Annotated in this window: 16 protein-coding genes (1 of these 16 only partly in view); 9 read left to right on the top strand and 7 right to left on the bottom strand. The window is 73.7% G+C overall.

Features of this window, described 5'->3' with window-relative positions; all coding sequences use genetic code 11:
• The first annotated feature begins 9 nt into the window (after window positions 1-9).
• From MET2598_RS0106285 to MET2598_RS0106255, 7 genes are all read left to right on the top strand, one after another.
• Window positions 10-1,290: a replication initiator protein A gene (locus MET2598_RS0106285; protein ID WP_012333253.1), complete on the top strand. Its 1,281-nt coding sequence runs from the start codon at window positions 10-12 to the stop codon at window positions 1,288-1,290.
• Window positions 1,291-1,414: 124 nt separating this feature from the next.
• Window positions 1,415-1,798 (top strand): hypothetical protein, encoded by a 384-nt coding sequence (locus MET2598_RS0106280; RefSeq protein WP_018260249.1) that lies wholly within the window; start codon window positions 1,415-1,417, stop codon window positions 1,796-1,798.
• Between the two features lie 81 nt (window positions 1,799-1,879).
• Window positions 1,880-3,574 carry an efflux RND transporter periplasmic adaptor subunit gene (locus tag MET2598_RS0106275; protein WP_012333254.1) on the top strand — a complete coding sequence of 565 codons (1,695 nt, stop codon included), beginning with the start codon at window positions 1,880-1,882 and terminating at the stop codon, window positions 3,572-3,574.
• A gap of 13 nt (window positions 3,575-3,587) precedes the next feature.
• Window positions 3,588-6,719, top strand: a complete 3,132-nt coding sequence (locus tag MET2598_RS0106270; RefSeq protein WP_018260248.1) for an efflux RND transporter permease subunit — start codon at window positions 3,588-3,590, stop codon at window positions 6,717-6,719.
• A 41-nt stretch (window positions 6,720-6,760) separates the two neighbouring features.
• Window positions 6,761-7,156: a hypothetical protein gene (locus tag MET2598_RS0106265; RefSeq protein ID WP_012333256.1), complete on the top strand. Its 396-nt coding sequence runs from the start codon at window positions 6,761-6,763 to the stop codon at window positions 7,154-7,156.
• Window positions 7,143-7,520 (top strand): hypothetical protein, encoded by a 378-nt coding sequence (locus tag MET2598_RS36040; protein WP_018260247.1) that lies wholly within the window; start codon window positions 7,143-7,145, stop codon window positions 7,518-7,520. Before MET2598_RS0106265 ends, MET2598_RS36040 begins: the two co-directional genes overlap by 14 nt.
• A 511-nt stretch (window positions 7,521-8,031) precedes the next feature.
• On the top strand, window positions 8,032-10,125 hold the full coding sequence (locus MET2598_RS0106255; RefSeq protein WP_051086504.1) for a methyl-accepting chemotaxis protein: 2,094 nt from the start codon (window positions 8,032-8,034) through the stop codon (window positions 10,123-10,125).
• 688 nt (window positions 10,126-10,813) lie between these two features.
• Here the strand turns inward: MET2598_RS0106255 and MET2598_RS0106250 are convergent.
• The 6 genes from MET2598_RS0106250 to MET2598_RS0106225 form a co-directional block, all read right to left on the bottom strand.
• Window positions 10,814-12,463, bottom strand: a complete 1,650-nt coding sequence (locus tag MET2598_RS0106250; RefSeq protein WP_026190551.1) for a porin — start codon at window positions 12,461-12,463, stop codon at window positions 10,814-10,816.
• 288 nt (window positions 12,464-12,751) lie between these two features.
• Window positions 12,752-13,339 (bottom strand): MFS transporter, encoded by a 588-nt coding sequence (locus MET2598_RS42040; protein WP_198293000.1) that lies wholly within the window; start codon window positions 13,337-13,339, stop codon window positions 12,752-12,754.
• Window positions 13,222-13,956 (bottom strand): MFS transporter, encoded by a 735-nt coding sequence (locus tag MET2598_RS42035; protein ID WP_198292999.1) that lies wholly within the window; start codon window positions 13,954-13,956, stop codon window positions 13,222-13,224. The genes MET2598_RS42040 and MET2598_RS42035 overlap by 118 nt, the downstream gene beginning before the upstream one ends.
• A gap of 69 nt (window positions 13,957-14,025) precedes the next feature.
• Window positions 14,026-16,140: an acetate--CoA ligase family protein gene (locus MET2598_RS0106240; protein ID WP_026190550.1), complete on the bottom strand. Its 2,115-nt coding sequence runs from the start codon at window positions 16,138-16,140 to the stop codon at window positions 14,026-14,028.
• A gap of 347 nt (window positions 16,141-16,487) precedes the next feature.
• On the bottom strand, window positions 16,488-17,339 hold the full coding sequence (locus MET2598_RS0106230; RefSeq protein ID WP_018260241.1) for a p-hydroxycinnamoyl CoA hydratase/lyase: 852 nt from the start codon (window positions 17,337-17,339) through the stop codon (window positions 16,488-16,490).
• Window positions 17,340-17,365: 26 nt separating this feature from the next.
• Complete coding sequence (locus tag MET2598_RS0106225) at window positions 17,366-18,811, bottom strand: aldehyde dehydrogenase (protein ID WP_018260240.1); 1,446 nt, start codon at window positions 18,809-18,811, stop codon at window positions 17,366-17,368.
• An 83-nt stretch (window positions 18,812-18,894) separates the two neighbouring features.
• Between MET2598_RS0106225 and MET2598_RS0106220 the strand changes: the two genes are divergently transcribed.
• Both MET2598_RS0106220 and MET2598_RS0106215 read left to right on the top strand, forming a co-directional pair.
• Window positions 18,895-19,338 (top strand): MarR family winged helix-turn-helix transcriptional regulator, encoded by a 444-nt coding sequence (locus MET2598_RS0106220; RefSeq protein WP_012333264.1) that lies wholly within the window; start codon window positions 18,895-18,897, stop codon window positions 19,336-19,338.
• A 1,127-nt stretch (window positions 19,339-20,465) separates the two neighbouring features.
• Complete coding sequence (locus MET2598_RS0106215; protein ID WP_018260239.1) at window positions 20,466-21,629, top strand: mandelate racemase/muconate lactonizing enzyme family protein; 1,164 nt, start codon at window positions 20,466-20,468, stop codon at window positions 21,627-21,629.
• A 29-nt stretch (window positions 21,630-21,658) separates the two neighbouring features.
• Here MET2598_RS0106215 and MET2598_RS0106210 read toward each other — a convergent pair whose 3' ends face one another.
• Window positions 21,659-22,284: the 3' portion of a DUF6328 family protein gene (locus MET2598_RS0106210; protein WP_012333266.1), read on the bottom strand. Its footprint extends 343 nt past the window's final position; the window shows 626 of its 969 coding nt (coding positions 344-969); its start codon lies beyond the right edge, outside the window; it ends in the stop codon at window positions 21,659-21,661.

Genomic DNA, 22,284 nt, shown 5'->3' with positions numbered 1-22,284 from the left:
GCTCCCGGCATGGCCAGGGTCCGCCTTCACCTGAAGAGCCGCGAGGATTTCGCGGCGCTCTCGCTCCACGAGAAGAACGCCTACCTGCAGGACGTGGCCGAGCGCGTCATGAAGGTGCGCGGCGAGGAGCACGTGCCGCTGTCCAAGGACGCGCTGTCGCGCCTGCGGCGCTTCTACATGCGCCGCTCCTTCGCGGACCTGAAGCGGGAGGAGATCGAGGACGAGGGCATGCGCCACGCCCTCGACCGGATGGCCGAGGCGATCCGCGCCGACGAGGTGCAGAAGGTCATCGAGCACGAGCTGCCGAGCCCCCGCAAGACCGCCGGCCCGGAGGCGCGGCGGATCACCCGGCCGCCCCCCGACACCGACGCCCAGCTGATGTTCTGGGTGCCGGCGGTGTTCGACGCCCCCATCAAGGACGACATGAACCTGATGGACGTCGCGCCCTTCGCCCTGTCGAAGACCGCGGGCGAGGGCATCATCCGCTACGAGCTCAAGGACGCCATCATCACGATCGAGGGCGGCGCCGAGGTCGGGCTCGCCACCGCCTACGATTACGACATCGTCATCAACATGATCTCGCACCTCGCCGAGGCGGTGCGGGTCTACCGGATCGAGGAGGCGAAGGGCCGCCGCCCGAGCCTGCCGGGCCGGGTCTACCGCCCGGCCGCCGCCGAGATCCTGAAATTCTGCCGCCGCGACCTCGGCGGCAAGCAGTACATCGACCTCGAACGCGCGCTCGACCGGCTTCAGGCCACCCGCGTCAAGATCACCAACCTGCATGGCGGCAAGCGCCGCGAGACCCAGTCCTTCCCGCTCATCGGCCGCTACAAGGTGGTGAGCCGCACCGTCCAGGACCGGATCGACCAGATCGAGATCGAGATCCCGAACTGGGTCTACGAGGGCATCGTCAAGCCGGACGGCAAGCCGACGATCCTCACCCTCAACGCCGACTACTTCCTGATCAACCGGCCGATCGCGAAGTTCATCTACCGGCTGGCGCGCAAGGCGGCGGGCGAGACCGAGGCCCGCTACTCCCTGCCCGAGCTGCACAAGCGCTCCGGCTCGAAGCTGCCGCCGCACAAGTTCCGCCAAGCCGTCGAGGACATCGTCCAGGACGCGCAGCTGAGCCCGCTGCCCGATTACGACCTGATCCTGGAGAAGAGCGAGCGCTCGACGGTGCTGCGGATGCGCCGCCGCGCCGCCCGCCGCGAGGGCGCCGAGTCCTCCGGCCGCGAGTCCCCCGCCCGCGAGTCCCCCGCCCGCGAGGCCGCCCCCGCCCGCGACTGATCCCGCGGCCCTGCCGGATGCGCCCGGGCGGGCATCCCCGGGCGGGGAGCGCGGAGGAGCCGCGGGCGCCGCGTCGCGCCGGGCCGTCTTGTCCCAGCGTCATCCGGCGTGCTACGATTTCGGCATGCTCCGGGTGCGGTCCTTCCTGCAGGTCTTGGTGGCGATCGCGCTGATCGCGGCCGGCCTCGCGTCGTCGGCCGCCCATGCCCGGTCCGCGCATGGCCACGAGGGCGCGCGCATGGCCGCGTCCGCCGCGCCGGCGGCGGCGATCCGGGATGCCGCGATCCGCCTCGGCGGCGACCATCACGGCGAGGCCGGCAGCACCGATGCCGGCACGGCCCACCCGGTCTGCTGCTGCGGCAGCACCTGCTGCGCCGCCCTGGCCAGCCCGGCCGGGGTTCCGGTCCGGGCCGCCCGCGCGGCCCGCCCGCTGAGGCCGCCCGGCGAGCGGCCCCGTCCCGACGCCCTGTCGGAAGCCCTGCCCCGTCCCCCCCGATCCCTCGCGTGACCGGCGCGCCCGCGGGCGCGTGACGCCACGCCGTCGTGCCGGCGGCTGGCCCGAGTTCCACGACGAAGGACCGATCCTCCCATGCGTACCCTGTTTGCCGCGGCCCTCGGCCTCGCGGCCCTCGCCCTGTGCGCCGGCGGCGCCCCGGCCCACGAGGGCCACGATCACGGCAGCGAGCCCCCGGCGGCGGCCACCCAGGCGCCGCGCGGCCATTCCAGCTCCGAGCGGTTCGAGCTCGTCGCGGTCGCCCGGCAGGGCGTCCTCGCGGTCTATCTCGACCGCGCGGCCACGAACGAGCCGGTGACGAACGCCGTCATCCAGGCCGAGACCCCGGCCGGACCGGCCACCGCCGCCCCGCAGCCGGACGGCAGTTTCCGGCTCGACGCCGCCTGGAGCGAGGCGCCGGGCGAGTACGAGGTCGTGTTCACCGTCGAGGCCGACGGGGCCTCCGAGGTGTTCCCGGTGGCGCTGGACGTTCACCCGCCGGCCGCCCCCGAGCCGGGCAAGGCGGCGAGCCGGGCGGCCGCCTGGGCCGCGGCCCTCGACGTGGCGCACGACCTGCGCCAGCACCTCGTCCAGCGCGACCCGGTCGCGCTGCTCATCGGCGGCGGGGGCTTCGTGCTCGGCGGCCTCACCGTCCTGCTGATCCGCGGGCGCCGGCCGGCGATCCCGGCCATCCTGGTGCTGGCGGGCGCCGCCGCCCTGCTCTCCCCCGGCGCCGCGCGCGCGCACGAGGGCCACGGCGACGAGAGCGCCGCCCTCGCGGCGCCGGGCGGGCGCGACCTCGCCCGGCGCCAGGCGGATGGCAGCGTGTTCGTACCCAAGCCGACCCAGCGGATCCTGTCGATCCGCACCGCGATCACCGCCACGGCGCGCCTGCCGCGCACCGTCGAACTGCCCGGCCGGGTCATCCCGGACCCGAATGCCAGCGGGGTGGTCCAGTCGGCGGTCGGCGGGCGCCTCGCGCCGCCCCCCGGCGGCTTCCCGCGGCTGGGCACGCCGGTGCGCAAGGACGACGTCCTCGCCACCGTGACGCCGCCGCTGCAGCAGATCGACGTCTCCGACATGCGCCAGCGCCAGGGCGAACTCGACCAGCAGATCGCGATCGTCCAGCGCCGCGTCGAGCGCTACCAGCGGCTCACCGTCAGCGGCGCCGTCGCCCAGGTGCAGCTGGAGGAGGCCCTGGACGAGCTGCGCGGCCTGAAGGACCGCCGGGCGGCGCTCGACCGGGTGCGCCAGCAGCCCGAGGCGCTGGTCGCGCCGGTCGACGGCGTGGTCGCGGAGGCGAATGCCGTGGCCGGCCAGATGGCGAGCCCGGGCGCCCAGGTCTTCCTGATCGTCGATCCGCTGCGCCTGTGGGTCGAGGCGCTGAGCTTCGACGCGCTCTCCCCGGCCCAGACCGCCTCCGCGCGCCTCGCCGACGGCCGCACCCTGGCCCTCGCCTATCGGGGCGCGGGCCTCGCGGATCGCAACCAGGCCGTGCCCGTCCAGTTCGCCGTGGCGGAGGGCAACGGCGACCTGCGCACCGGGCAGTTCGTGACCGTGCTCGCCAGCATCTCGACCCCGCAGGAGGGCTTGGCCCTGCCGCGGGCCAGCGTGGTGCGCGGCGCCAACGGCCAGAGCCTCGTCTACGAGCACACCAAGCCCGAACTCTTCGAGCCGCGCGAGGTGCGCGTCGAGCCCCTGGACGCCGAGCGCGTGCTGGTTCTCTCGGGCCTCGCGGCCGGACGGCGGGTGGTGACGCAGGGCGCCGAACTGCTCAACCAGGTTCGCTGAGGGCAGGCCCGCGATGTTCACCTTCCTCGTCTCCGCCTCGCTGCAGAACCGCCTGCTCGTCCTCGCGCTCGCCGTCGTGCTGGTGATCTACGGCGGCCTCACCGTCACCAAGCTGCCGGTCGACGTGTTTCCGGACCTCAACCGGCCGACCGTCACGATCATGACCGAGTCCGAGGGCTTGGCGCCCCAGGAGGTCGAGCAACTCGTCACCTTCCCGATCGAGACGCAGATGAACGGCCTGCCGGGCGTGAGCCGGGTGCGCTCGGTCTCCGGCGTCGGCCTGTCGGTGACCTACGTCGAGTTCGACTGGGGCACCGACATCTACCGCAACCGCCAGCAGGTCGCCGAGCGGCTGGCGATGGTCCGGCCCCAGCTGCCCGACACCGTCGCGCCCTCGATCGGCCCGATCTCCTCGATCATGGGCCAGATCCTGATGGTCGCGGTGACCGGCGACGCGGTCGCGCCGATGCAGCTGCGCGAGGTCGCCGACTTCACGATCCGGCCGCGGCTGCTGACCGTCCCGGGCGTCGCCCAGGTGATCCCGATGGGCGGCGAGGTGCGCCAGTTCCGGGTGGCGCCGAACCCGGCCGCCCTGCGGGCGCTCGGCGTCACCTACGAGCAGGTCGAGCGGGCGCTCGCCCAGTTCGGCAGCAATGCCGGCGGCGGCTTCACCGACCAGAACGCCCGCGAGTACCTGATCCGCAACATCGGGCGGACCACCAGCCTGGACGACCTGCGCAGCCTCGTGGTGGCGACGAACGGCACCCGCCCGGTCTTCCTGCGCCAAGTCGCCGAAGTGTCCTTCGCCGCGCGGACCAAGCGCGGCGACGCGGGCTTCATGGGCCGGCCGGCGGTGATCGTCTCGGTCGAGAAGCAGCCCGGCGTCGACACCGTGCGCCTCACCGAGACCGTCCAGGCGGCCCTCGCCGAACTCGCCCCCGGCCTGCCGAAGGGCGTGCGGGCCGAGCAGCTGATCTTCCGCCAGTCCGACTTCATCGAGACCTCGATCGGCAACGTCGAGAAGGTGCTGCTGGAGGCGATCGCGGTGGTGGCCGTGGTGCTGTTCGCGTTCCTGCTCAACCTGCGCACCACGCTGATCTCGCTCACCGCCATCCCGGTCTCGATCCTGGTGACGGCGATCGTCTTCCACCAGCTCGGCCTGTCGATCAACACGATGACGCTGGGCGGCCTCGCCATCGCGATCGGCGAACTCGTGGACGACGCGGTGGTGGACGTCGAGAACATCTTCCGACGCCTGCGCGAGAACCGCGAGCAGGGCAATCCGCGCTCGGTGTTCGACGTGGTGGTCTCGGCCTCGCAGGAGGTCCGCTCGGGCATCGTCTACGCCACCATGGTCATCGTGCTGGTCTTCGTGCCGCTCTTCGCCCTGTCGGGCATCGAGGGCCGGCTCTTCGCCCCGCTCGGGCAGGCCTACATCGTCTCGATCCTCGCCAGCCTGGCGGTGTCGATCACCCTGACCCCGGTGATGGCCTACTACCTGCTGCCCGGCCTCAAGCGGCTCGACGAGCACGAGAGCGGCCTCGTGCGCCTGCTCAAGCGCGGCAACCGGGCGCTGCTGCGCGGCGCCTTCGGCCGTCAACGGCTGGTGATGGGCCTCGCCGCGACCGGGGTGCTCGCCGCGGCCGTTGCCGCCTCGTTCCTGCCCCGGGCCTTCCTGCCGCCCTTCAACGAGGGGTCGTTCACCGTCAACATGACCTTCAACCCGGGCATCTCGCTGGCCGAGAGCAACCGGGTCGGCCTGATCGCCGAGCGCCTGCTGATGGAGATGCGGGACGTGCGCGCGGTCGGGCGGCGCACCGGCCGCGCGGAGCTCGACGAGCATGCCGAGGGCGTCCATTCCTCCGACCTGGAGATCGCCCTGAAGCCGGGCGCCCGCCCCAAGACCGAGCTCGTCGCCGAGATCCGCGACCGGCTGGCCGCGCTGCCGGTGAGCGTCAATGTCGGCCAGCCGATCTCGCACCGGCTCGACCACATGCTCTCCGGGGTGCGCGCCGAGATCGCCCTCAAGATCGTCGGCGACGACCTCGACACGCTGCGCCGCCTCGCGGAGGAGCTGCGGGGCCGGATGGCCGGCATCCCGGGCATCGCCGACCTGCAGGTCGAGAAGCAGGTGCTGATCCCGCAACTGGAGATCCGCGTCGATTACGGGCGCGCCGCCCTCTACGGGGTGCAGCCGGCGGCCTTCGTGGCGCAGCTCAGCAAATTGTCGAACGGCAGCGTGGTCTCGCGGGTGGTCGACGGCTACCGGCGCTTCGACGTCGTCATGCGCCTGCCCGACAGCATGCGCACCACCCAGAGCCTCGGCGACCTCCTGGTCGAGACGCCGTCCGGCTGGGTGCCGGCCCGTCAGATCGCCGACATCCGCGAGACCGACGGTCCCAACCAGATCCTGCGCGAGAATGCCCGCCGGCGCATCGCGGTTTTCGCCAACACCGACGGCAAGACCGACATGGCCGCGATCGTCGCGGGGATCCGGGCGCAGGTCGCGGCGGCGAACTGGCCCGAGGGCTACGCGGCGAGCCTGGAAGGGTCGTTCCAGGCCCAGGCCGAGGCCAGCCGCACGATCGGCGCGCTCTCGCTGCTCTCCCTGGGGCTGATCTACGCGATCCTGTACAGCCGCTACCGCTCGGCGGTCTTCACGCTGATCATCCTCGGCAGCATCCCGCTCGCCCTGATCGGCTCGGTCGCGGCGCTCTGGCTGTCCGGTCAGCCGCTCAGCGTGGCGTCGATGATCGGCTTCATCACCCTCACCGGCATCGCCACCCGCAACGGCATCCTGAAGATCAGCCATTACCTGAACCTCGCCCTGCACGAGGGGCTGGCATTCGGGCCCGACCTGGTGATCCGGGGCAGCCTGGAGCGACTGACGCCGGTGCTGATGACCGCCCTGTCGGCCGGCGTCGCCCTGGTGCCGCTGCTCACCGGCGCCGATGCCCCGGGCAAGGAGATCCTGCACCCGGTCGCCGTGACCATCTTCGGCGGCCTGATCAGCGCGACCCTCCTCGACACGGTGCTGACCCCGGTCCTGTTCCTCCGCTACGGCCGCAAGTCCCTGGAACGGCTGATCGCCGCCCGGGACAGCAACCCCACCTCCGGCGCCGGGGCGCCGGTCGAGGCGTTCTGACCCCCCTCCCCCCTCCGACCCCCCTTCGAGGAGCCACGACCATGCGTACCCCCGCCCTCGCCCCCACCCTCGCCACCCTGCTCGCCCTCGCGCTCGGCGGTGCCGCGCTCGCGCCGCTCACCGCCGCGCGCGCCCAGGAGGCCGGCCCGAACGGCGGCCAGGTCTCCGTCGCGGACGGCCACCCGATCGAGATGGTCGCCGCCGGCACGGCGCTGACCTTCCACCTCCTCGGGGAGGACGGCAAACCCGTCGACACCAAGGGCCTGAGCGCCCGCGCCTTCGTGCAGAGCGGCGGCCGGACCGAGACCGTCGCCCTCACCCCGGCGGCGCCGAACAGGCTCGTCGGCACCCTCGCCGCCCCGCTCGCCGCCGGCAAGGTGGTGCTGTCGACCAGGATCCACGGCCACGCCCTCCAGGCCCGCTATGAGACGAAGTAGCGGCCGCGCGGGGGCGCGGGCGGTCGTCACCCTGGCCGCCGTCGCCCTGACCGCCGTCCCCTTGGCGGCCGTCCCCTTGCTGGCCGTTCGCTTGGGGGCCGTCCCCTGGGCCGCCGCCCTCCTCGCCGCCGCGGCGCCGGCCGCCACCGCCCTGGCCGAGCCCCGGTCCCAGCTCAAGCAGGCCCTGCAGCTGGCCCGTTGCATCCCGCGCGCCGTCGCCGTCACCCTCCGCGAGGGTGCGATGACGGTCTACGACGTGGCCTGCCTCGGGCCGTCGCCCGATCGCGTGGTCGTGGTCTGCACCGGCCGGGTCTGCCTGCCCGACGACCCGGACCATCACGACGGCCCGGACGAGACGCCCTGACGGGCCGCGGCCGCCGCGATCCCCGCCACGGCCGCGGCGGCCCAGAGGCCGCGGCGGCCGGGCGCCCTGACAAAAGTCCCGTACTTCGCTCCGCGCCGGTTTGACAAAAATCCCGTACATGGGACTCCGCGGTTTTGGCACCCGACCGTACTTCGGTCCGCCCGCGCGTGACAAAATCGGACCGCCCGCCCCTCGCGCCGGGCTGACGGATTCGCCGTACTTCGCTCCGCCTCCCCGTGACAAAACCGGCGCCCGCGCCGGGCGGCCCGGTCGCACGGCCGGCGCGGGGATCCGTGCGGGCCGCGCTCGTCGCCGTCCCCGCTGCCCCGCCGGAGCGGAACAGTCGCGCCTCTGCAAGGTCGGAGCCGGACCGGATGCGGCGCCGGTCGGACCGGTGCACGAGCAGATCAAGACTTGCTCGACCTTCTCTATCACAAGTCACGACCGGCAATGATAATCACGCTTTCTTAGGGAAGCGGTCCTACCGTTGGGTCACGTGGGAGGATCGATGATGAGGTTGAGCATCTCGGCGCTCTTGATGGGCGCGCTCGCGCTGATGGTGTGCACCGCAACGGTGCCGCTGCTGTACATGATGATGGAAGCGGGCGAGTCCTCCTCAGCGGCCGAGGACGTCTCGCGCTATGCCGGGCTCGACAAGGACCTGGTCACGGCGGCGCTCAATCTTCGCGTCGAGCGCGGGGATTCGGCGGCCGCCCTGCAACTTCCGCCCGAACGCAACACGGGCAACATCCCGAGCATCATGACCCGGCGCGCGGCGGTGGAGGCCGCGATGGGCCGCGCGCTCGCCGCGGCCGAGGGGATCGCCGCCGCGCCGCTGCGCGAGGCGTTCCGCAAGCTCGCGGCGGATTACGAGGGGTTCCGGACGCTGCGGCCGCGCATCGACGGGGAATTGACGCGCCCGCCGCGGGAGCGCGCGGCGGGACTCGCGCAGACGGTCCTCGCGCAGGGCGCGACGCTGCTCGACAGTTTCCAGGCGGCCGCGGCGGCGCTCGAGGCCGAGATCATCCGGCTCAACCCGGCCCTCGCGCCGGAGATCGCGCTGCGCGCCGCCACCGCGGCCATTCGCGCCGAGGTGGGGCGGGACGTCGTCCTGATCGTCGGCGCCGTCAGCGGCCAGCGTCCCCTCAGCGAGACCGAGGCGAGGGACCTCGCCGCGACGGAGACGCGGGCGGCGCTGCTGTGGACCCTGCTTCAGGAGGCCGCGGCGAAGCCCAGCCTCACCCCGGCCCTGCGCGACGCCGTCGCGGCGGCGCGGCAGGGTTTCGCGGAGGGCCCGCTGAAGCGCGAGCGCGACGCCATCCTGCAGGCGATCACGCGCGGCAGCCCGGCGGCGGCCACGCTCGACCAGTGGAGAGCGGTCGCCGTGCCGGCGCTCGACGGGGTCGACGCGGTCTCGCGCCTCGCGCTCGACCGCCTGGAGGACCACGCCCGCGAGGCGGTGCAGCGCGCGCGGATGATTGTCGTCCTCTGCGGCCTGGGTCTCGGCGCGGCGCTGCTCCTGTCCGGCGGCGTGATCGCGATCGTCCTCGCGCGCGTGGTGCGCCCGCTGCGGCAGCTCGCGCGGACCACGACGCGGCTGGCGGAGGGCGACGTCGCCGTCTCCGTCACCGGGACGGCGCGGCGGGACGAGATCGGCGCCATGGCCGGGGCGGTCGCGACCTTCAAGGCGAACCTGATCCGCACGCGGGAGCTCGAGGCGGAGGCCGCCGCGGCCCGCCTCTCGGCCGAGGAGCAGAAGCGGCTCGGCATGCGGCAGATGGCCCAGGCCTTCGAGCAGGCGATCGGCGGCATCGTGACGACGGTCTCCTCCTCCGCGACGGAACTGGAGGCGATCGCGCAGAGCATGACCGAGACCGCGTCGCGGACGGTCGTGCAGAGCGCCGCCGTGGCGGCGGCGTCGCAGGAGGCCGAGGCGAATGTCGGCACGATGGCCGGCGCGGCCGGCGGCCTCGGCAGCCGCGTGCGGGAGGTCGGCGCCCGGGTCGGCGAGGCCACGGCCATCGCCGGCAGCGCCGTGCGCGAGGCGGACGAGACGGGACGCCTGGTGGCGGATCTGTCCGAGGCGGTCGCCCGGATCGGGGACGTGGTCGGGCTGATCTCGGCGATCGCGGAGCAGACCAACCTGCTCGCTCTCAACGCGACGATCGAGGCGGCCCGGGCCGGGGTGGCCGGCCGCGGCTTCGCGGTCGTGGCCCAGGAGGTGAAGGCGCTCGCGACCCAGACCGCCCGGGCGACCCGCGAGATCGGCGACCAGATCACCCGCATCCAGGCGACGACCGGCCACGCCATCGCGGCGATCACCGGGATCACCGGCCGCATCCGCGAGATCGACGCGGTCTCCGCGGCGATCGCGGCGGCGGTCGAGATCCAGGACACGGCGGCCCGGGACATCGTGCGCACGGCGGCCGAGGCCGTGCAGGGTGCGAGCGGCGTGAGGTGCAGCATCGCGGAGGTCTCGGCCGCGGCCGACGACACCGGCGCCGCGGCGAGTCAGGTCCTGGCCGCCGCCTCCGAACTGTCCCGCCAGTCCGAGCACCTGAACAGCGAGGTCGGCCGCTTCCTGGCCACCATCCGGGCGGCCTGAGCGGCGGCGCCCGGACGGGGGTGCGGAAGGACCGCCCCCTCTCCCCTCGCCGCCCGGCCTCGCGGACCCTCCGCGGGGCCGCGCCACCTGCCCCCGCGTCCGGCGCCGCGCCTTCGGCAAGGTGCGAGCACTCCCCCTCGCTCGGTCCGTCGGGCACGGCTCGGCCGCCTTCCGCAACGGCCTCGGCTGAGGGGCCGGCAATCGATCGGTGTCCGGCGCGCCCGCCTGACGCAATCCCGATCGAGAGATCACGACACCCCGCAGCCTTTGCAGTCACGCACCCCCTCGCGCCGAGGCCCCGCAGAGCTGACAGGGCGGATCCGGGACGGTCCTCCGATCCGCTAGGATCACCGGTCGCGGTGCGCCGCGGCAGCCTGCCGGGCGATCTCCGATCGCCGGCCCCTCGACGGGGAGGATGCGCCTGCCAAGGGGGTGCGGAAGAGTTTGCCGGATGACAGGATCGCACGCCCTGCACCGGGGGAGCGAACGCGTCCTGTTCAGCCTCCGCGGCGGGACCTGCCCGGGCAGGACCGCGCCCCTGCCGGCACGACCGCCCGGTTCCCGGTCATCGGCCCGCGGCCGCGGAGGAACGTCCACCCTCGGGAGCGCGCCTAGGCCGGGCGCACGACGCCGAACGGGGCGGGAGCGATCGCCGCCCCGCCCCGCCTTCGACCGGTTCCGACCGCGATCAGAAATCGCGCTGCACGCGCATCCGGACCTGGAAAGTGTCCTGGCTCGCCACTGTCGGCGCGGCCTGGACCTGCGCCAGGGTCGGCCCGCCCGCGAGGCCCGCCGCCGCGAGGTTCAGGACGGACTTGTTCGGGTTGAGCACCCGCCCGCTGGCGACGGCGGTCCGCACGTAGACGCCCTCGACGCCGACATCGAGGTCCCGCACCGGCGACCAGATCAGGCTGGCGCCGGTCACGAGTTCGGTCGTGTCGCGCAGGACCGGGCTGATGGCGAGGGCGGCCGCCCCGGCCGCGCTGGTGGGGTTCGGAAGCCCGCCCACGCCGAACAGCGCGCTTCCGGCCCGCACCCCCTTGCCGAACTGCATCTCGCCGTAGTAGGCGAAGACGGCCGAGCGCCACTCCGGCACCCAGTAATGCAGCAGGGATGCGACGGCCGAGAAGGAGGTCGACGGGGTCATCCGGCCCGTGAGCGGGTCGACGACGGCGTCCGCGTAGGACGAGCTGAACAGGCCCGGGACCGGGAAGCTCGACGGCGTCAGGGCGCCGTTGTAGTTCGCGACGCCGACGTAGCGCTCGGCCCCCTCCCCGTAGGCGCCCTGGAGATAGAGCGCGTCCCCCGCGGCGAGGAAGGGCAGGCTGATCTTCACGCCGCCCTGGATCGCCCAGCCGTAGGCGCTCGCGGCCCGGCCCGCGGGCGCGGCGGCGCGCGGCAGCGCCGCGGCCTGCGCCGGCGTCAGGACCGTCAGGGCCGGGCCGCCAGCCGCGCCGAGCACCGGATTGCCGGCATTGAGCTCGTGCACCGCCGCGGAGAGCTGCGCGGCCCCCCAGGACCCGTCGTAGCGCAGAACGCCGACGACGTCGGGCATGCGCGAGCGCTGGACCGTGTCGAGCGAGGCGACGGCGACCGGAGCACCGGCGGCGTCCGTGACCACGAGGGGCGCGAAGCTGCCCGAGGCGGCGCTCGGGCCGCCCGCGAAGGTCCCGGCGGCCCCTCCGCCGAACAGCGGCGTCTTGCGGAAGTTGGAATCCTCGACCGAGAGCGTGGCCGTGACCCCCTGGCCGAGCGTCGCCGTGTAGGCCAGGAGGTTCGTGGAGGCGAGGCCGGAGCCGAGCGCGTTGCCGATGATCTCGAAATCGCCGCCGTAGAAATCGTAGAACGAGGCCGCGCGGCCGGCCGTGAGACCCGCGAACTGGATGAATGCCTTGTCGACGTTGACGAATTGCTGGACGCGACCGGCCGTGTCGACGCCGGTCGCCGAGAAGGCCCAGCCGAAGCGCTCGACGGTCGGCGCCTTGAGGTAGCCGCCCGTGCGGCTCGCGAGGTCGAAGCGCACGAAGGCCCGCAGGGTCCCGTAGCCCGTCGAGGTCCGGGCGTCGAGGTTGAGCCGGCCCAACCCGCGATAGCCGACCGTGTCGCCCCCGCTGCGCATCAGCGGCTGGATGACGGTCGCCTCGAACCGCGCGCGGCCACCGATCCGGATGCAGGTGTCGGTGCCCGGAACGGTGAAGAAGCCGACGCCGTGCGCCGTGCAGACCCTGACGTACTCGACCGGTGCCGCCTTCCTGACCGGGAGGTCGGCCGCCGACGCGCCGGCGACCCCCGTCAAGGCCGCGGCGGATGCCGGCAGCAGACTCCTCATCCTTCCCATTGCGTTTCTCCCGCGCTCGTGGCGCTTGCGCCGCCGGTCTAGGCAAGACGATGCGCAGCACCCTCCCGTGACGGCATTGCGGCATAGACCGGACTCGACACCTCGTCGGAAGCTGACCCCGACGTCATCTGTGCCGCTGGTCTTGTCCTGCCACGAATCAAGACTACGACGCGCCGTGCGAAGCCGGCAATCTGCAAATCCGCAACACCGGACCGAAATGATGACCCTAAGTCAGACCGGGATGGTCCGACGCCGTGCCGCACCGGTCCGGGCACCGGAAACGCGCGCTCAGGCGGGCCGGACGCGGCGGGCCAGGAGGGTGGCGGCGAGCCCCGACAGCGCGAAGAGCGGCACCAGGACCAGGAGCACCTCGATGGGGCTCTGCCCCGCCTTGAGCAGGACGCCCGCGAAGAGCGGACCGACGACCGATCCGAGGCGCCCCACCGAGACGGCCGCCCCGACGCCGGTGCCGCGCATCTCCGTCGGGTAGCAGCTCGGCGCGAGGGCGTAGAGGGCCATCTGCGCCCCGGAGGCGGTGGCCCCGATCAGGAACCCGGCAGCCATCATCAGGGCGAGCGAGGCCGGGACGGCGGCGAGCAGCACCAGGGCCGCGATGCTGCAGCCGAAGATCAGAGCCACCAACGCCGCCCGGTTCCAGCGGTCCATCAGCAGGCCGGTCGCGACGCTGCCGAGGGCGCCGCCGAGGTTGAAGGCGACCTGGACCCAGGACGCGTCGGCGCGCGGCAGGCCCCGCGAGATCAGCAGGGAGGGCAGCCAGTTGAGGAGGAGGTAGAAGACGAACAGCCCGAGCAGGAACCCGGTCCAGAGCAGGGCCGTGGCGACGGCCCTGCCCTCGCCGAACAGGGCGTCGGGCACGCTGCGGGCCGGCCCGGCGCGGCGGGGCCCCCGCCGGCGGGCAGCCACGCCGCAAGCAGCGGGATCACCGCGAGCGGGGCGACGCCGCCGAGGACGAAGATGCCCGACCAGTTCCCCGGATCGGTGTCCACCAGGGTGGCGAGACTCGCCAGGACGCCGCCGACCGGCAGGCCCGCGTAGAGCGCCGCCACCGCCCGTCCGCGATAGGCCGGCGACGCGGTCTCGGCGACGAGCGCGATCAGGTTCGGCAACGCCCCGCCGAGGCCGACCCCGGTCAGCAGGCGGGCCGCGACGAGCTGGTCGAAGCGCGCGGCGAGCCCGGTGAGGATCGACATCAGCCCGAACACCGCGACCGCGGCGAGCAGGGTGCGCTTGCGGCCCAGCCGGTCGGAGATCCGCCCGCCGAAGGCCGCCCCGACGAGCAGGCCCAGCGTGCTCGCGCTGAAGAACAGGCCGAGCTGGCTCGGGGCCAGGCCGAAGGCCGCCACCAGCCGCGGCGCCGCCACCCCGGCCGATTGCAGGTCGAAACCCTCGATCGCCGCCACCAGGCAGCAGAGCCCGAGGGCCGTCACATTCGCTCCCGACGCCTCGCGCGCCGGCACCACGGCACCCACCATGTCCAACCTCCCGATCGCAGCAGGATTTCTCGGGCCTCCGCCGACCCGTCGCGCGCGGCGGCGCCGGCCTCAGGCCGGCGCGACCAGCATCAGCGCGTCGAGGGCGAGCGCGCCCTCGCCGGCCGGGTAGACGACCACCGGATTGAGATCGATCTCGCGGATGCGCGGCTCTCCCGCGAGGGTGCGGCCGAGGGCGGCGGCCAGGCGGGCCACCGCCGCCACGTCGCACCGCGCCGCGCCCCGGAACCCGTCGAGCAGGGCCGCGCAGCGCAGGGCCATGATCTCGGCCGCGATCGCCGCCTCGTCCATGCCGGGCGAGAGCAGGCGCACGTCCTTCAGCACCTCCGCCTGCACGCCGCCGAAGCCCACGAGCACGACCGGGCCCCATTCGGGGTCGTTGCGGCCGCCCAGGATCAGTTCGACGCCGCGCGGGCCCATCCGCTCGACCAGCACGCCGTCGAGGACGAGGCCGGGCCGGTGGCGCGCGACGTTGGCCGCCAGGCGCTCCCAGCCCTCCGCGAGGGCCTGCGCGTCCCGCAGGCCGACGATCACGCCGCCCGCGTCGCTCTTGTGGGACAGCTCGGCCGATTGCGCCTTGAGCACGACCGGGTAGCCGAGGACCTCGGCGGCGCGCAGGGCCTCCGCCAGGGTCGTGGCCATGCGGCCCTCCGGGAAGGGCACCCCGAGCGGGGCGAGGGCCGCCTTGGCGGCGTATTCCGGCACCACCCCGGCCAGGTTCCGGGCCAGGTTCCGGGCCAGGGCCGGCGCGGCCGGCGCGGCCGCCGCGGTGGCGATCCGGCGGCCGGACCGCCGCGCCACCGCGGCGAGGGCCCGCACGGCCCGCTCGCCCGACGGGAAGCAGGGCACGCCGAGGTCGCGCAGGGCCGCGAGGCCGTCCGGCGGAACGGCCGCGCCCTCGTCGAGCCCGGCGAAGACCACCGGCTTGCCCGGCCGAAGCTCGCGCAGGGCCGCGATGATCGGCGGGAACTTGAGGCGCGCCGTGGTCTCGTCGGTCTGGATGATGCCGAGCAGGATCGCGCCGAAGCGGGGATCGTCGAGGAGCGCGGCGAGCGCGCGCCGGTAGAGGTCGGGGTCGACCAGCCCCTGGGCGGTCAGGTCGACCGGGTTGCTGACGGGCACGAAATCCGGCAGCGCGGCGCGCAGGCCCGGGCTGTCGGCATCCGCGATGGCCGGGAGGTCGAGGCCGACCTCCTCGGCGAGGTCGAGGGTCAGGGCCTTGTAGGCGCCCGACTCCACCAGCACGGCGCTCCCCCCGGACCCGGGCGGCGGGCAGCGCAGCAGGATCTCGGCGACGTCGGCGAGCTCCTCCAGGGTGGGCACCAGGCTCACGCCGGCGTCCTCGACCTTGAGGCGCATGAGGTCGTAATCGCCCGCGAGCGCCCCCGTATGGGTGGCGGCCGAGCGGCGGGCGGCCTCGCCGCGCCCGGGATGGAGCAGGACGACCGGCTTGCCGGCCGCGTGGGCCCGCCGGGCCGCCGCCAGGAACCGCGCGGGCTTGCGGAACTGCTCGACGATCAGGACGATCACCCGCGTGTCGGGATCCTCGACCAGGAACTCGACGTAGTCCTCGACGCCGCTCGCGGCCTCGTTGCCGGTCGAGACCGAGTAGGACAGGCCGAGCCCGCGCGCCTGCAGCGTCACGGCGAGCACCGCCGCCATGGCGCCGGATTGCGAGACGATCCCGATGCCCGGGCGGCTCGCGAGCCGGGTCCCGGGCAGTTCCACGAAGGTGAGGGGCACGCCGTCGACGAAATTGACGAGGCCCAGGCAATTGGGCCCCTCGACGACCATGCCGGCCTCGCCGGCGATCCGGGCGATCTCATCCTGCTCGGCGCGGCCGGCCTCGCCGCCCTCCGCGAAGCCGGCCGAGAACACCACCGCCGCCCCGGCCCGCCGCGCCGCCAGCGCCCGGATCGCCGGCAGCACGGCGGCGCGCGGGATGGCCAGCACGGCGGCGTCCACCCCGTCCGGCAGCGCCTCGACGCAGGGCAGGCAGGGCCGCCCGCCGATCTCCGCCCGGTTGGGGTTGACGAGGTGGATCGCGCCGCAGTACCCGGCGCGCTCCAGGTTGGCGAGGACCGAGGCGCCGAGCGCACCCGGCTTGTCGGAGGCCCCGACGATCGCGACCGAGGCGGGCCGCAGCAAGCGAGCAAGATCTGTCATGGATTGGGCGTCCCTCACGCGGCACGACGCGGCGTGCCCGGCTGTGCGCGGATCGGCTCACCCCCGTTCTTGACGCAGGGGAAGAACCGGGTCGAGGCGAGCGCCGTCCTCACGCTGCCGAGGCCGGAAGCGCGGGGTGGCGTGCCGATCGGTGGTCTCTGCCGCGGGGCGCACGACCCGTCGAGTCGGGCCGCAGCTCAGGTTCCGTGCGGGGCCCGCCTCCGTCGCCGCACCGGCCGCCGGGTCGGCGAGGAAGGCGGGTCCCGCACGGGCGAGGCCTCCTCCGCCGAGGGGATCACCGGCGAAGGGATCACCGGTGCGGCGCAGGCGTGGCCGGTCCTGCGGATTCAGGCAGGATTGGCGGAGGCGGTCCTGCGCAGGTCGTAGGCGCCGAGGCCCGGCTTGTAGGACTTCTCGTCGATGAACTGGCGGATGCCCTCCTTGCGGCCCTCGCCGTCGTAGCTGTTGGCCGCCTCCTGCGCCCGGACCAGGTAATCCTCGGCGTTGTCGTAGGTCATCTCGCGGACGCGGCGGATCGCGTCCTTGGTCGCCTTGAGGGCGGTCGGGTTCTTGGCGAGGAGCAGGGCCGCCACCTCGCTCACCCGGGCCCTGAGCTGCCCGGCCGGCACCGCCTCGTTGACGAAGCCCCAGGCCGCGGCCTTGCGGCCGTCGATCGTCTCGCCCGTCAGGGCGTGGTACATGGCGTTGCGGAACGAGGTGAGTTCCACCGCGACCTTGCTGGCGCCGCCGCCCGGCAGGATGCCCCAGTTGATCTCGCTCAGCCCGAACTGCGCCTCCTCGGCCGCGAAGGCGAGGTCGCAGGCGAAGAGCGGGCCGTAGCCGCCCCCGAAGCACCAGCCGTTGACCATGGCGATCGTCGGCTTCTGGTACCAGCGCAGGCGGCGCCACCAGCCGTAGCTCTCGCGCTGCGCCTTGCGGGTGCCGGCGAGCCCCTGGGCCTCGGTCTCGCGGAAATACTCCTTGAGGTCCATCCCGGCGGACCACGCGCTGCCCTCGCCGGTGAGCACCAGCACGCCGACGTCCTGGCGGAATTCCAGCTCGTCGATGACCTCCATCATGCGCCGGTTGAGCTTGGGCGACATGCAGTTCCGCTTCTCGGGCCGGTTGAAGCGGACCCAGGCCACCCGGTCGATCACCTCGAAGGCGACGGTGTCCCGCTCGCTGCGCTCCTGCGACATCTCTCTGTCCTCTCCTGGTGCCGAAATCAGATCGGGTAATGGCCGGGCTGGGTCTCGATCGTGATCCAGCGCAGCTCCGTGAAGGCGTCGATCCCGGCCCTGCCGCCGAAGCGGCCGTAGCCGGAGGCCTTGACGCCGCCGAACGGCATCTGGGCCTCGTCGTGGACGGTCGGGCCGTTGACGTGACAGATCCCGGAGCGGATGCGGCGGGCGACCCGCAGGCCCCGCGCCGTGTCGCGGGTGAAGACCGCCGCCGAGAGGCCGTAATCGGTGTCGTTGGCGAGGGCGACCGCGTGCGCCTCGTCCCGGGCGCGCACGATCGCCACGACCGGCCCGAAGCTCTCCTCCCGGAACAGCCGCATGTCCGGCGTCACCCGGTCGACCGCGTGGGCGGGCATCAGCACGCCCGCGGCCGGGCCGCCGGCCACGAGCACGGCCCCCTCGGCCAGCGCCGCCTCCACCAGGGCGCCCACATGCGCGACGGTGCGGCGGTCGACGACGGCGCCGAGCGGCGCGCGGCCGTCGCGGGGATCGCCCACCGCCAGGGTCTCCACCTTGGCGCGGAACCTCGCCACGAAGGCCTCCGCCACCGCGTCGACGACGATGATCCGCTCCGTCGACATGCAGATCTGGCCCTGGTTCATGAAGGCCCCGAACGCCGCCGCCCGCACGGCCTCGTCGAGATCCGCATCCTCCAGCACCAGGAGCGGCGCCTTGCCGCCGAGTTCCAGGAGGCAGGGCGTCAGGGTCTCGGCCGCGCGCTTGGCGACGACGCGCCCGACCGCCGTCGATCCGGTGAAGTTGACCCGGCGCACCGCCGGGTGGTCGATCAGGGCGCCGACGACCTCGCCCGCCTCCTCGGGCCGGTTCGCCACGTAGCCGACCACGCCCTCCGGCAGGCCCGCCGCCCGGAGCGCCTCGGCGATCAGCGCGTGGGTGCGGGGGCAGAGTTCGGACCCCTTCAGGATCACCGCGTTGCCGCAGGCGAGGGGCACCGCGACCGCCCGCACGCCCAGGATCACCGGGGCGTTCCAGGGCGCGATGCCGAGCACGATCCCGGCCGGTTCGCGCATGGCCATGGCGAGGCAGCCGGGCTTGTCGGACGGGATCACCTCGCCGCCGACCTGGGTGGTGAGGGCCGCGGCCTCGCGCAGCATGGAGGCGGCGAGCGTCACGTTGAACCGCGCCCAGCCCGCGGTGGCGCCGACCTCGCCCATCATCGCCGCGACGAAGGCCTCCGCCCTCGCCTCGATCTGCGCGGCGGCGCGCATCAGCGCGGCGCGGCGCGCGTTCGGTCCCAGGTCGGCCCAGGCCGGGAACGCCGCCGCGGCCGCGTCGGCCACCGCCACGGCCTCGTCCGGCCCGCAGGCCGGCACCCGGCTCGCCACCTCCCCGGTGATCGGATCGTGCCGCACGAGCACGCGCTCGGCAGCGGCGGCCACGCCGCCCGACACCCCGGCCATCGGCATCATCCCCCTCGTCGCTTCCCCTCGGTATTGTTATGGTTCATAGCATAAAATTTGCGGGCCGCAACGGGGTGCTCTAAGGGGCCGGGGTGACGTCGAAGCCCCCGCGCCTGCACAGCCCGCTCAACGACCTGCTCGGCTACCAGCTGCGCCGCGCGTCGAACGCCCTGATGGCCGAGCTGGGTCAGGATCTCGGCCGGCTCGGCCTGACGCCCACCGAGGCGTCGGTCCTGGTCCTCGTCGCGGCGAATCCCGGCGTGACGCAGACCGAGATCGGCAGCGAACTCAGCATCAAGCGCGCCAACATGGCGCCGATCACGGCGCGGCTCGACGCGCTCGGCCTGGTGCTGCGGCAGCCGGTCGACGGGCGGGCGCAGGGGCTGTTCGTCACCCAGGCCGGCGCCGCCCGCGCCGACGAGGTGCGCAACGCCATGACGGCGCACGACCGCAAGATCATGGCGCTGCTCCCGAAGGACCTCAGGGACGGGCTGCGGGCGAGCCTGCCGGTGTTCTGGCGCCAAGCCGGACGCTGAGCGTCCCGCGCCGCAGCCTTCCCCGGTCCGGCGGCGAAAATGTCGGGGGACGCGCATCCTCAGCGGACACGCCGCGCGCGCCGCCGCCGCGAGGGCCGGGCGAGCCCCGCTCCGGTCCGCGCGGCACCGACGAAAACCCCAACGCGTCCAGGAGCGTGCGCGGCGCCCGAGCGGCCCGCGAGGGCGGGGCCGCGCCTGCCGTCGCGGCCTGACAAAAACTCCGTACTTCGGTCCCTGCCCGGATGACAAAAACCGAGTTCCTGCCCGGTCTGTGGACAACCCCCCTGGCCTGTGGACAATTTCAAGGATTCGTCACGGGCCGCCGTACTTCGTTCCGGCTTGCCCCGTACATCGATCCGTCAACGCCGTACATCGATCCGTCAATCCCGTACATCGATCCGCGAATCGCGGCTTAACCGCTTGATGCCGCGGCGGGATTCGGACCTGAAACTCAGATTCTAAAACCTTTAAAACAGATTCAAAACGCCTCCGGCGGGGGTTTCGCGAGAAATTCGAAGAAGGAGGGCGTCGCGCGCGAATCAACAGCCGCGGGCTATGTTCGGGATGGTGATGGAACAAGAGTCGTTGCGAATCGATGACCGGCGAGAGACAAGCGGAAACGGGGGTGCGCGGCACCCGAGGACTCGCTGACGCCGACGATGCCGATGGTTCACACCCACTTCCTGATCACCGGACCGCTCGCGGCGGCGCAGCGCGGCGCGCCGGGTTCCGGACCCGGTCGAAGGCCGCCCCGAGTGCCCGGCGCGGGGCGGGCGCGCGCGCCTCTGGGTCCGGTGAGCCGTGCCCGCAGCGCGTCCGCCGCGTGCCTGCGGTGCGCGAGCGAGCGGAACAGCCGCATGTCGAGGGGGATGTCGGCCTCGGCGGGCCCCGCGCGGGCGCGGCAGCCGGGCGAGCCCGTGACCGTCGCGCGCCATGCCCTGCGGCGTCGCCGCGAGGTCGAAGGTCGGGACCGTTTCGCCGCCGGCGAGGTCCGCCCGCGCCGCCCGGCTGAGCCGAATGGCATCGGCAATCCGGCTCAGCCTCGTCTCGCATCATCGTTCGCCGCCGAACCGGTGACCCCTTCGGCGAATGTTGCTTAGCTGCGCGGCCCGACAGGAGGGCCGCGCATGCGCATCGTCGACGTCCGCGAGATCACCAAGCCGATCGCCTCGCCGATCCGCAACGCCTATATCGACTTCACGAAGATGACGACGAGCCTCGTCGCGGTGGTCACCGACGTGGTGCGCGACGGGCGCCGGGTCGTCGGCTACGGCTTCAACTCCAACGGCCGCTACGGCCAGGGCGGGCTGATCCGCGAGCGCTTCCGCGACCGCCTGCTGGAGGCGCCCCCCGAGAGCCTGCTGAGCGAGGCCGGGGACACCCTCGACCCGCACCGGATCTGGGCCGCGCTGATGCGCAACGAGAAGCCCGGCGGCCACGGCGAGCGCTCGGTGGCGGTGGGCACCCTCGACATGGCGGTCTGGGACGCGGCCGCGAAGATCGCCGGCAAGCCGCTCTTCCGGATGCTGGCGGAGCGGGAGGGCCGGGAGGCCGACCCGCGCGTCTTCGTCTACGCGGCCGGGGGCTACTACTATCCGGGCAAGGACGACGCGGCGCTGCGGGCGGAGATGCGCAGCTACCTCGACCGCGGCTACACGGTCGTGAAGATGAAGATCGGCGGCGCCTCCCTGGCCGAGGATCGCCGCCGCATCGAGGCCGTGCTGGCCGAGATCGGCGGTCAGGCGCGGCTCGCCGTCGACGCGAACGGGCGCTTCGACCTCGAGACCGCCATCGCCTACGCCAAGATGCTGCGGGACTACCCGCTGTTCTGGTACGAGGAGGCGGGCGACCCCCTCGACTACGCCCTGCAGGCGGCGCTCGGCGGCTTCTATCCGGGGCCGATGGCGACGGGCGAGAACCTCTTCTCGCACCAGGACGCCCGCAACCTCCTGCGCTACGGCGGGATGCGGCCGGACCGCGACTGGCTGCAATTCGACTGCGCCCTCGCCTATGGGCTCGTCGAGTACCTGCGCATCCTCGACGTGCTCGCGGAATTCGGCTGGTCGCCCGCCCGCTGCATCCCGCATGGCGGGCACCAGATGTCGCTCAACATCGCGGCGGGGCTCGGGCTCGGCGGGAACGAGAGCTATCCGGACCTGTTCCAGCCCTACGGCGGCTTCCCGGACGGGGTGCGGGTCGAGGACGGGCACATCGTCATGCCCGACCTGCCGGGCATCGGCTTCGAGGGCAAGGCGGAGCTGATCCGGGTGATGCGGGACCTGGCGGAGTAGCGGGGCCGGCCCGGCGCGGCCTCATCCCCTCATGCCGGCCCGCCGGGCTCCCCGGCCGCGCGCGGCGCGTCGCCCCGCCCGGCGCCCGCGGCCCGGCGGCGCAGCACCAGCGGCGCCGCGTGCCAGAGGCCGAGGAGGCCGCACAGGCAGAGGATCCCGCCCGCGAGGCCCGCGCGACCGGATTCCAGCACCTTGGCGAGGACGACGCCGAGATCGGCCGCGATGCCGAGGGCCAGCGTCACGCTCGCGGCGAGCAGGAAGCGCGTCCCGAGGCGGTGGACCTCCGGCGCGTCCTCCCCCGCGTAGACGATGCGGTGGAAGGCGGCGGGGGCGACGAGCCAGATCACCGTGAGCGCGATCAGCCCGAGCGCCGCCATGTGGACGGCCCGGGCGGCGAAGGGCAGCGCCTCGAAGGAATCCGTGAAGGTGATGACGAGCTGGAAGCCGAGCAGCGCCTGCGCCCCGGGCAGCATCACCCGCGCCTCGGTCAGCATCTGCTCGAGCTTGACCTCGAGGGGCGTCGGGCCGGGCTCCGGCGCCCGCCGGGCCCGCTCGCGCTCGCGCGCGCCGGCCCGGCGGGCCCGCGCGGCCCCGAGCCCGAACCAGAAGGTCACCGCGAGGCCGAAGATCAGGAGGCCCGCCGGCAGCGCCGCCC

Source organism: Methylobacterium sp. WSM2598, from assembly GCF_000379105.1.
Taxonomy (GTDB): domain Bacteria; phylum Pseudomonadota; class Alphaproteobacteria; order Rhizobiales; family Beijerinckiaceae; genus Methylobacterium.
Note: the sequence above shows the minus strand (reverse complement) of the source record. Positions and strands in the feature narration are given on the sequence as shown.

Coding starts and splice junctions, on each gene's coding strand:
- MET2598_RS0106285 (WP_012333253.1), top strand. CDS start 10: ATGGCCAGGGTCCGCCTTCACCTGAAGAGCCGCGAGGATTTCGCGGCG.
- MET2598_RS0106280 (WP_018260249.1), top strand. CDS start 1,415: ATGCTCCGGGTGCGGTCCTTCCTGCAGGTCTTGGTGGCGATCGCGCTG.
- MET2598_RS0106275 (WP_012333254.1), top strand. CDS start 1,880: ATGCGTACCCTGTTTGCCGCGGCCCTCGGCCTCGCGGCCCTCGCCCTG.
- MET2598_RS0106270 (WP_018260248.1), top strand. CDS start 3,588: ATGTTCACCTTCCTCGTCTCCGCCTCGCTGCAGAACCGCCTGCTCGTC.
- MET2598_RS0106265 (WP_012333256.1), top strand. CDS start 6,761: ATGCGTACCCCCGCCCTCGCCCCCACCCTCGCCACCCTGCTCGCCCTC.
- MET2598_RS36040 (WP_018260247.1), top strand. CDS start 7,143: ATGAGACGAAGTAGCGGCCGCGCGGGGGCGCGGGCGGTCGTCACCCTG.
- MET2598_RS0106255 (WP_051086504.1), top strand. CDS start 8,032: ATGAGGTTGAGCATCTCGGCGCTCTTGATGGGCGCGCTCGCGCTGATG.
- MET2598_RS0106250 (WP_026190551.1), bottom strand. CDS start 12,463: ATGGGAAGGATGAGGAGTCTGCTGCCGGCATCCGCCGCGGCCTTGACG.
- MET2598_RS42035 (WP_198292999.1), bottom strand. CDS start 13,956: ATGGTGGGTGCCGTGGTGCCGGCGCGCGAGGCGTCGGGAGCGAATGTG.
- MET2598_RS0106240 (WP_026190550.1), bottom strand. CDS start 16,140: ATGACAGATCTTGCTCGCTTGCTGCGGCCCGCCTCGGTCGCGATCGTC.
- MET2598_RS0106230 (WP_018260241.1), bottom strand. CDS start 17,339: ATGTCGCAGGAGCGCAGCGAGCGGGACACCGTCGCCTTCGAGGTGATC.
- MET2598_RS0106225 (WP_018260240.1), bottom strand. CDS start 18,811: ATGATGCCGATGGCCGGGGTGTCGGGCGGCGTGGCCGCCGCTGCCGAG.
- MET2598_RS0106215 (WP_018260239.1), top strand. CDS start 20,466: ATGCGCATCGTCGACGTCCGCGAGATCACCAAGCCGATCGCCTCGCCG.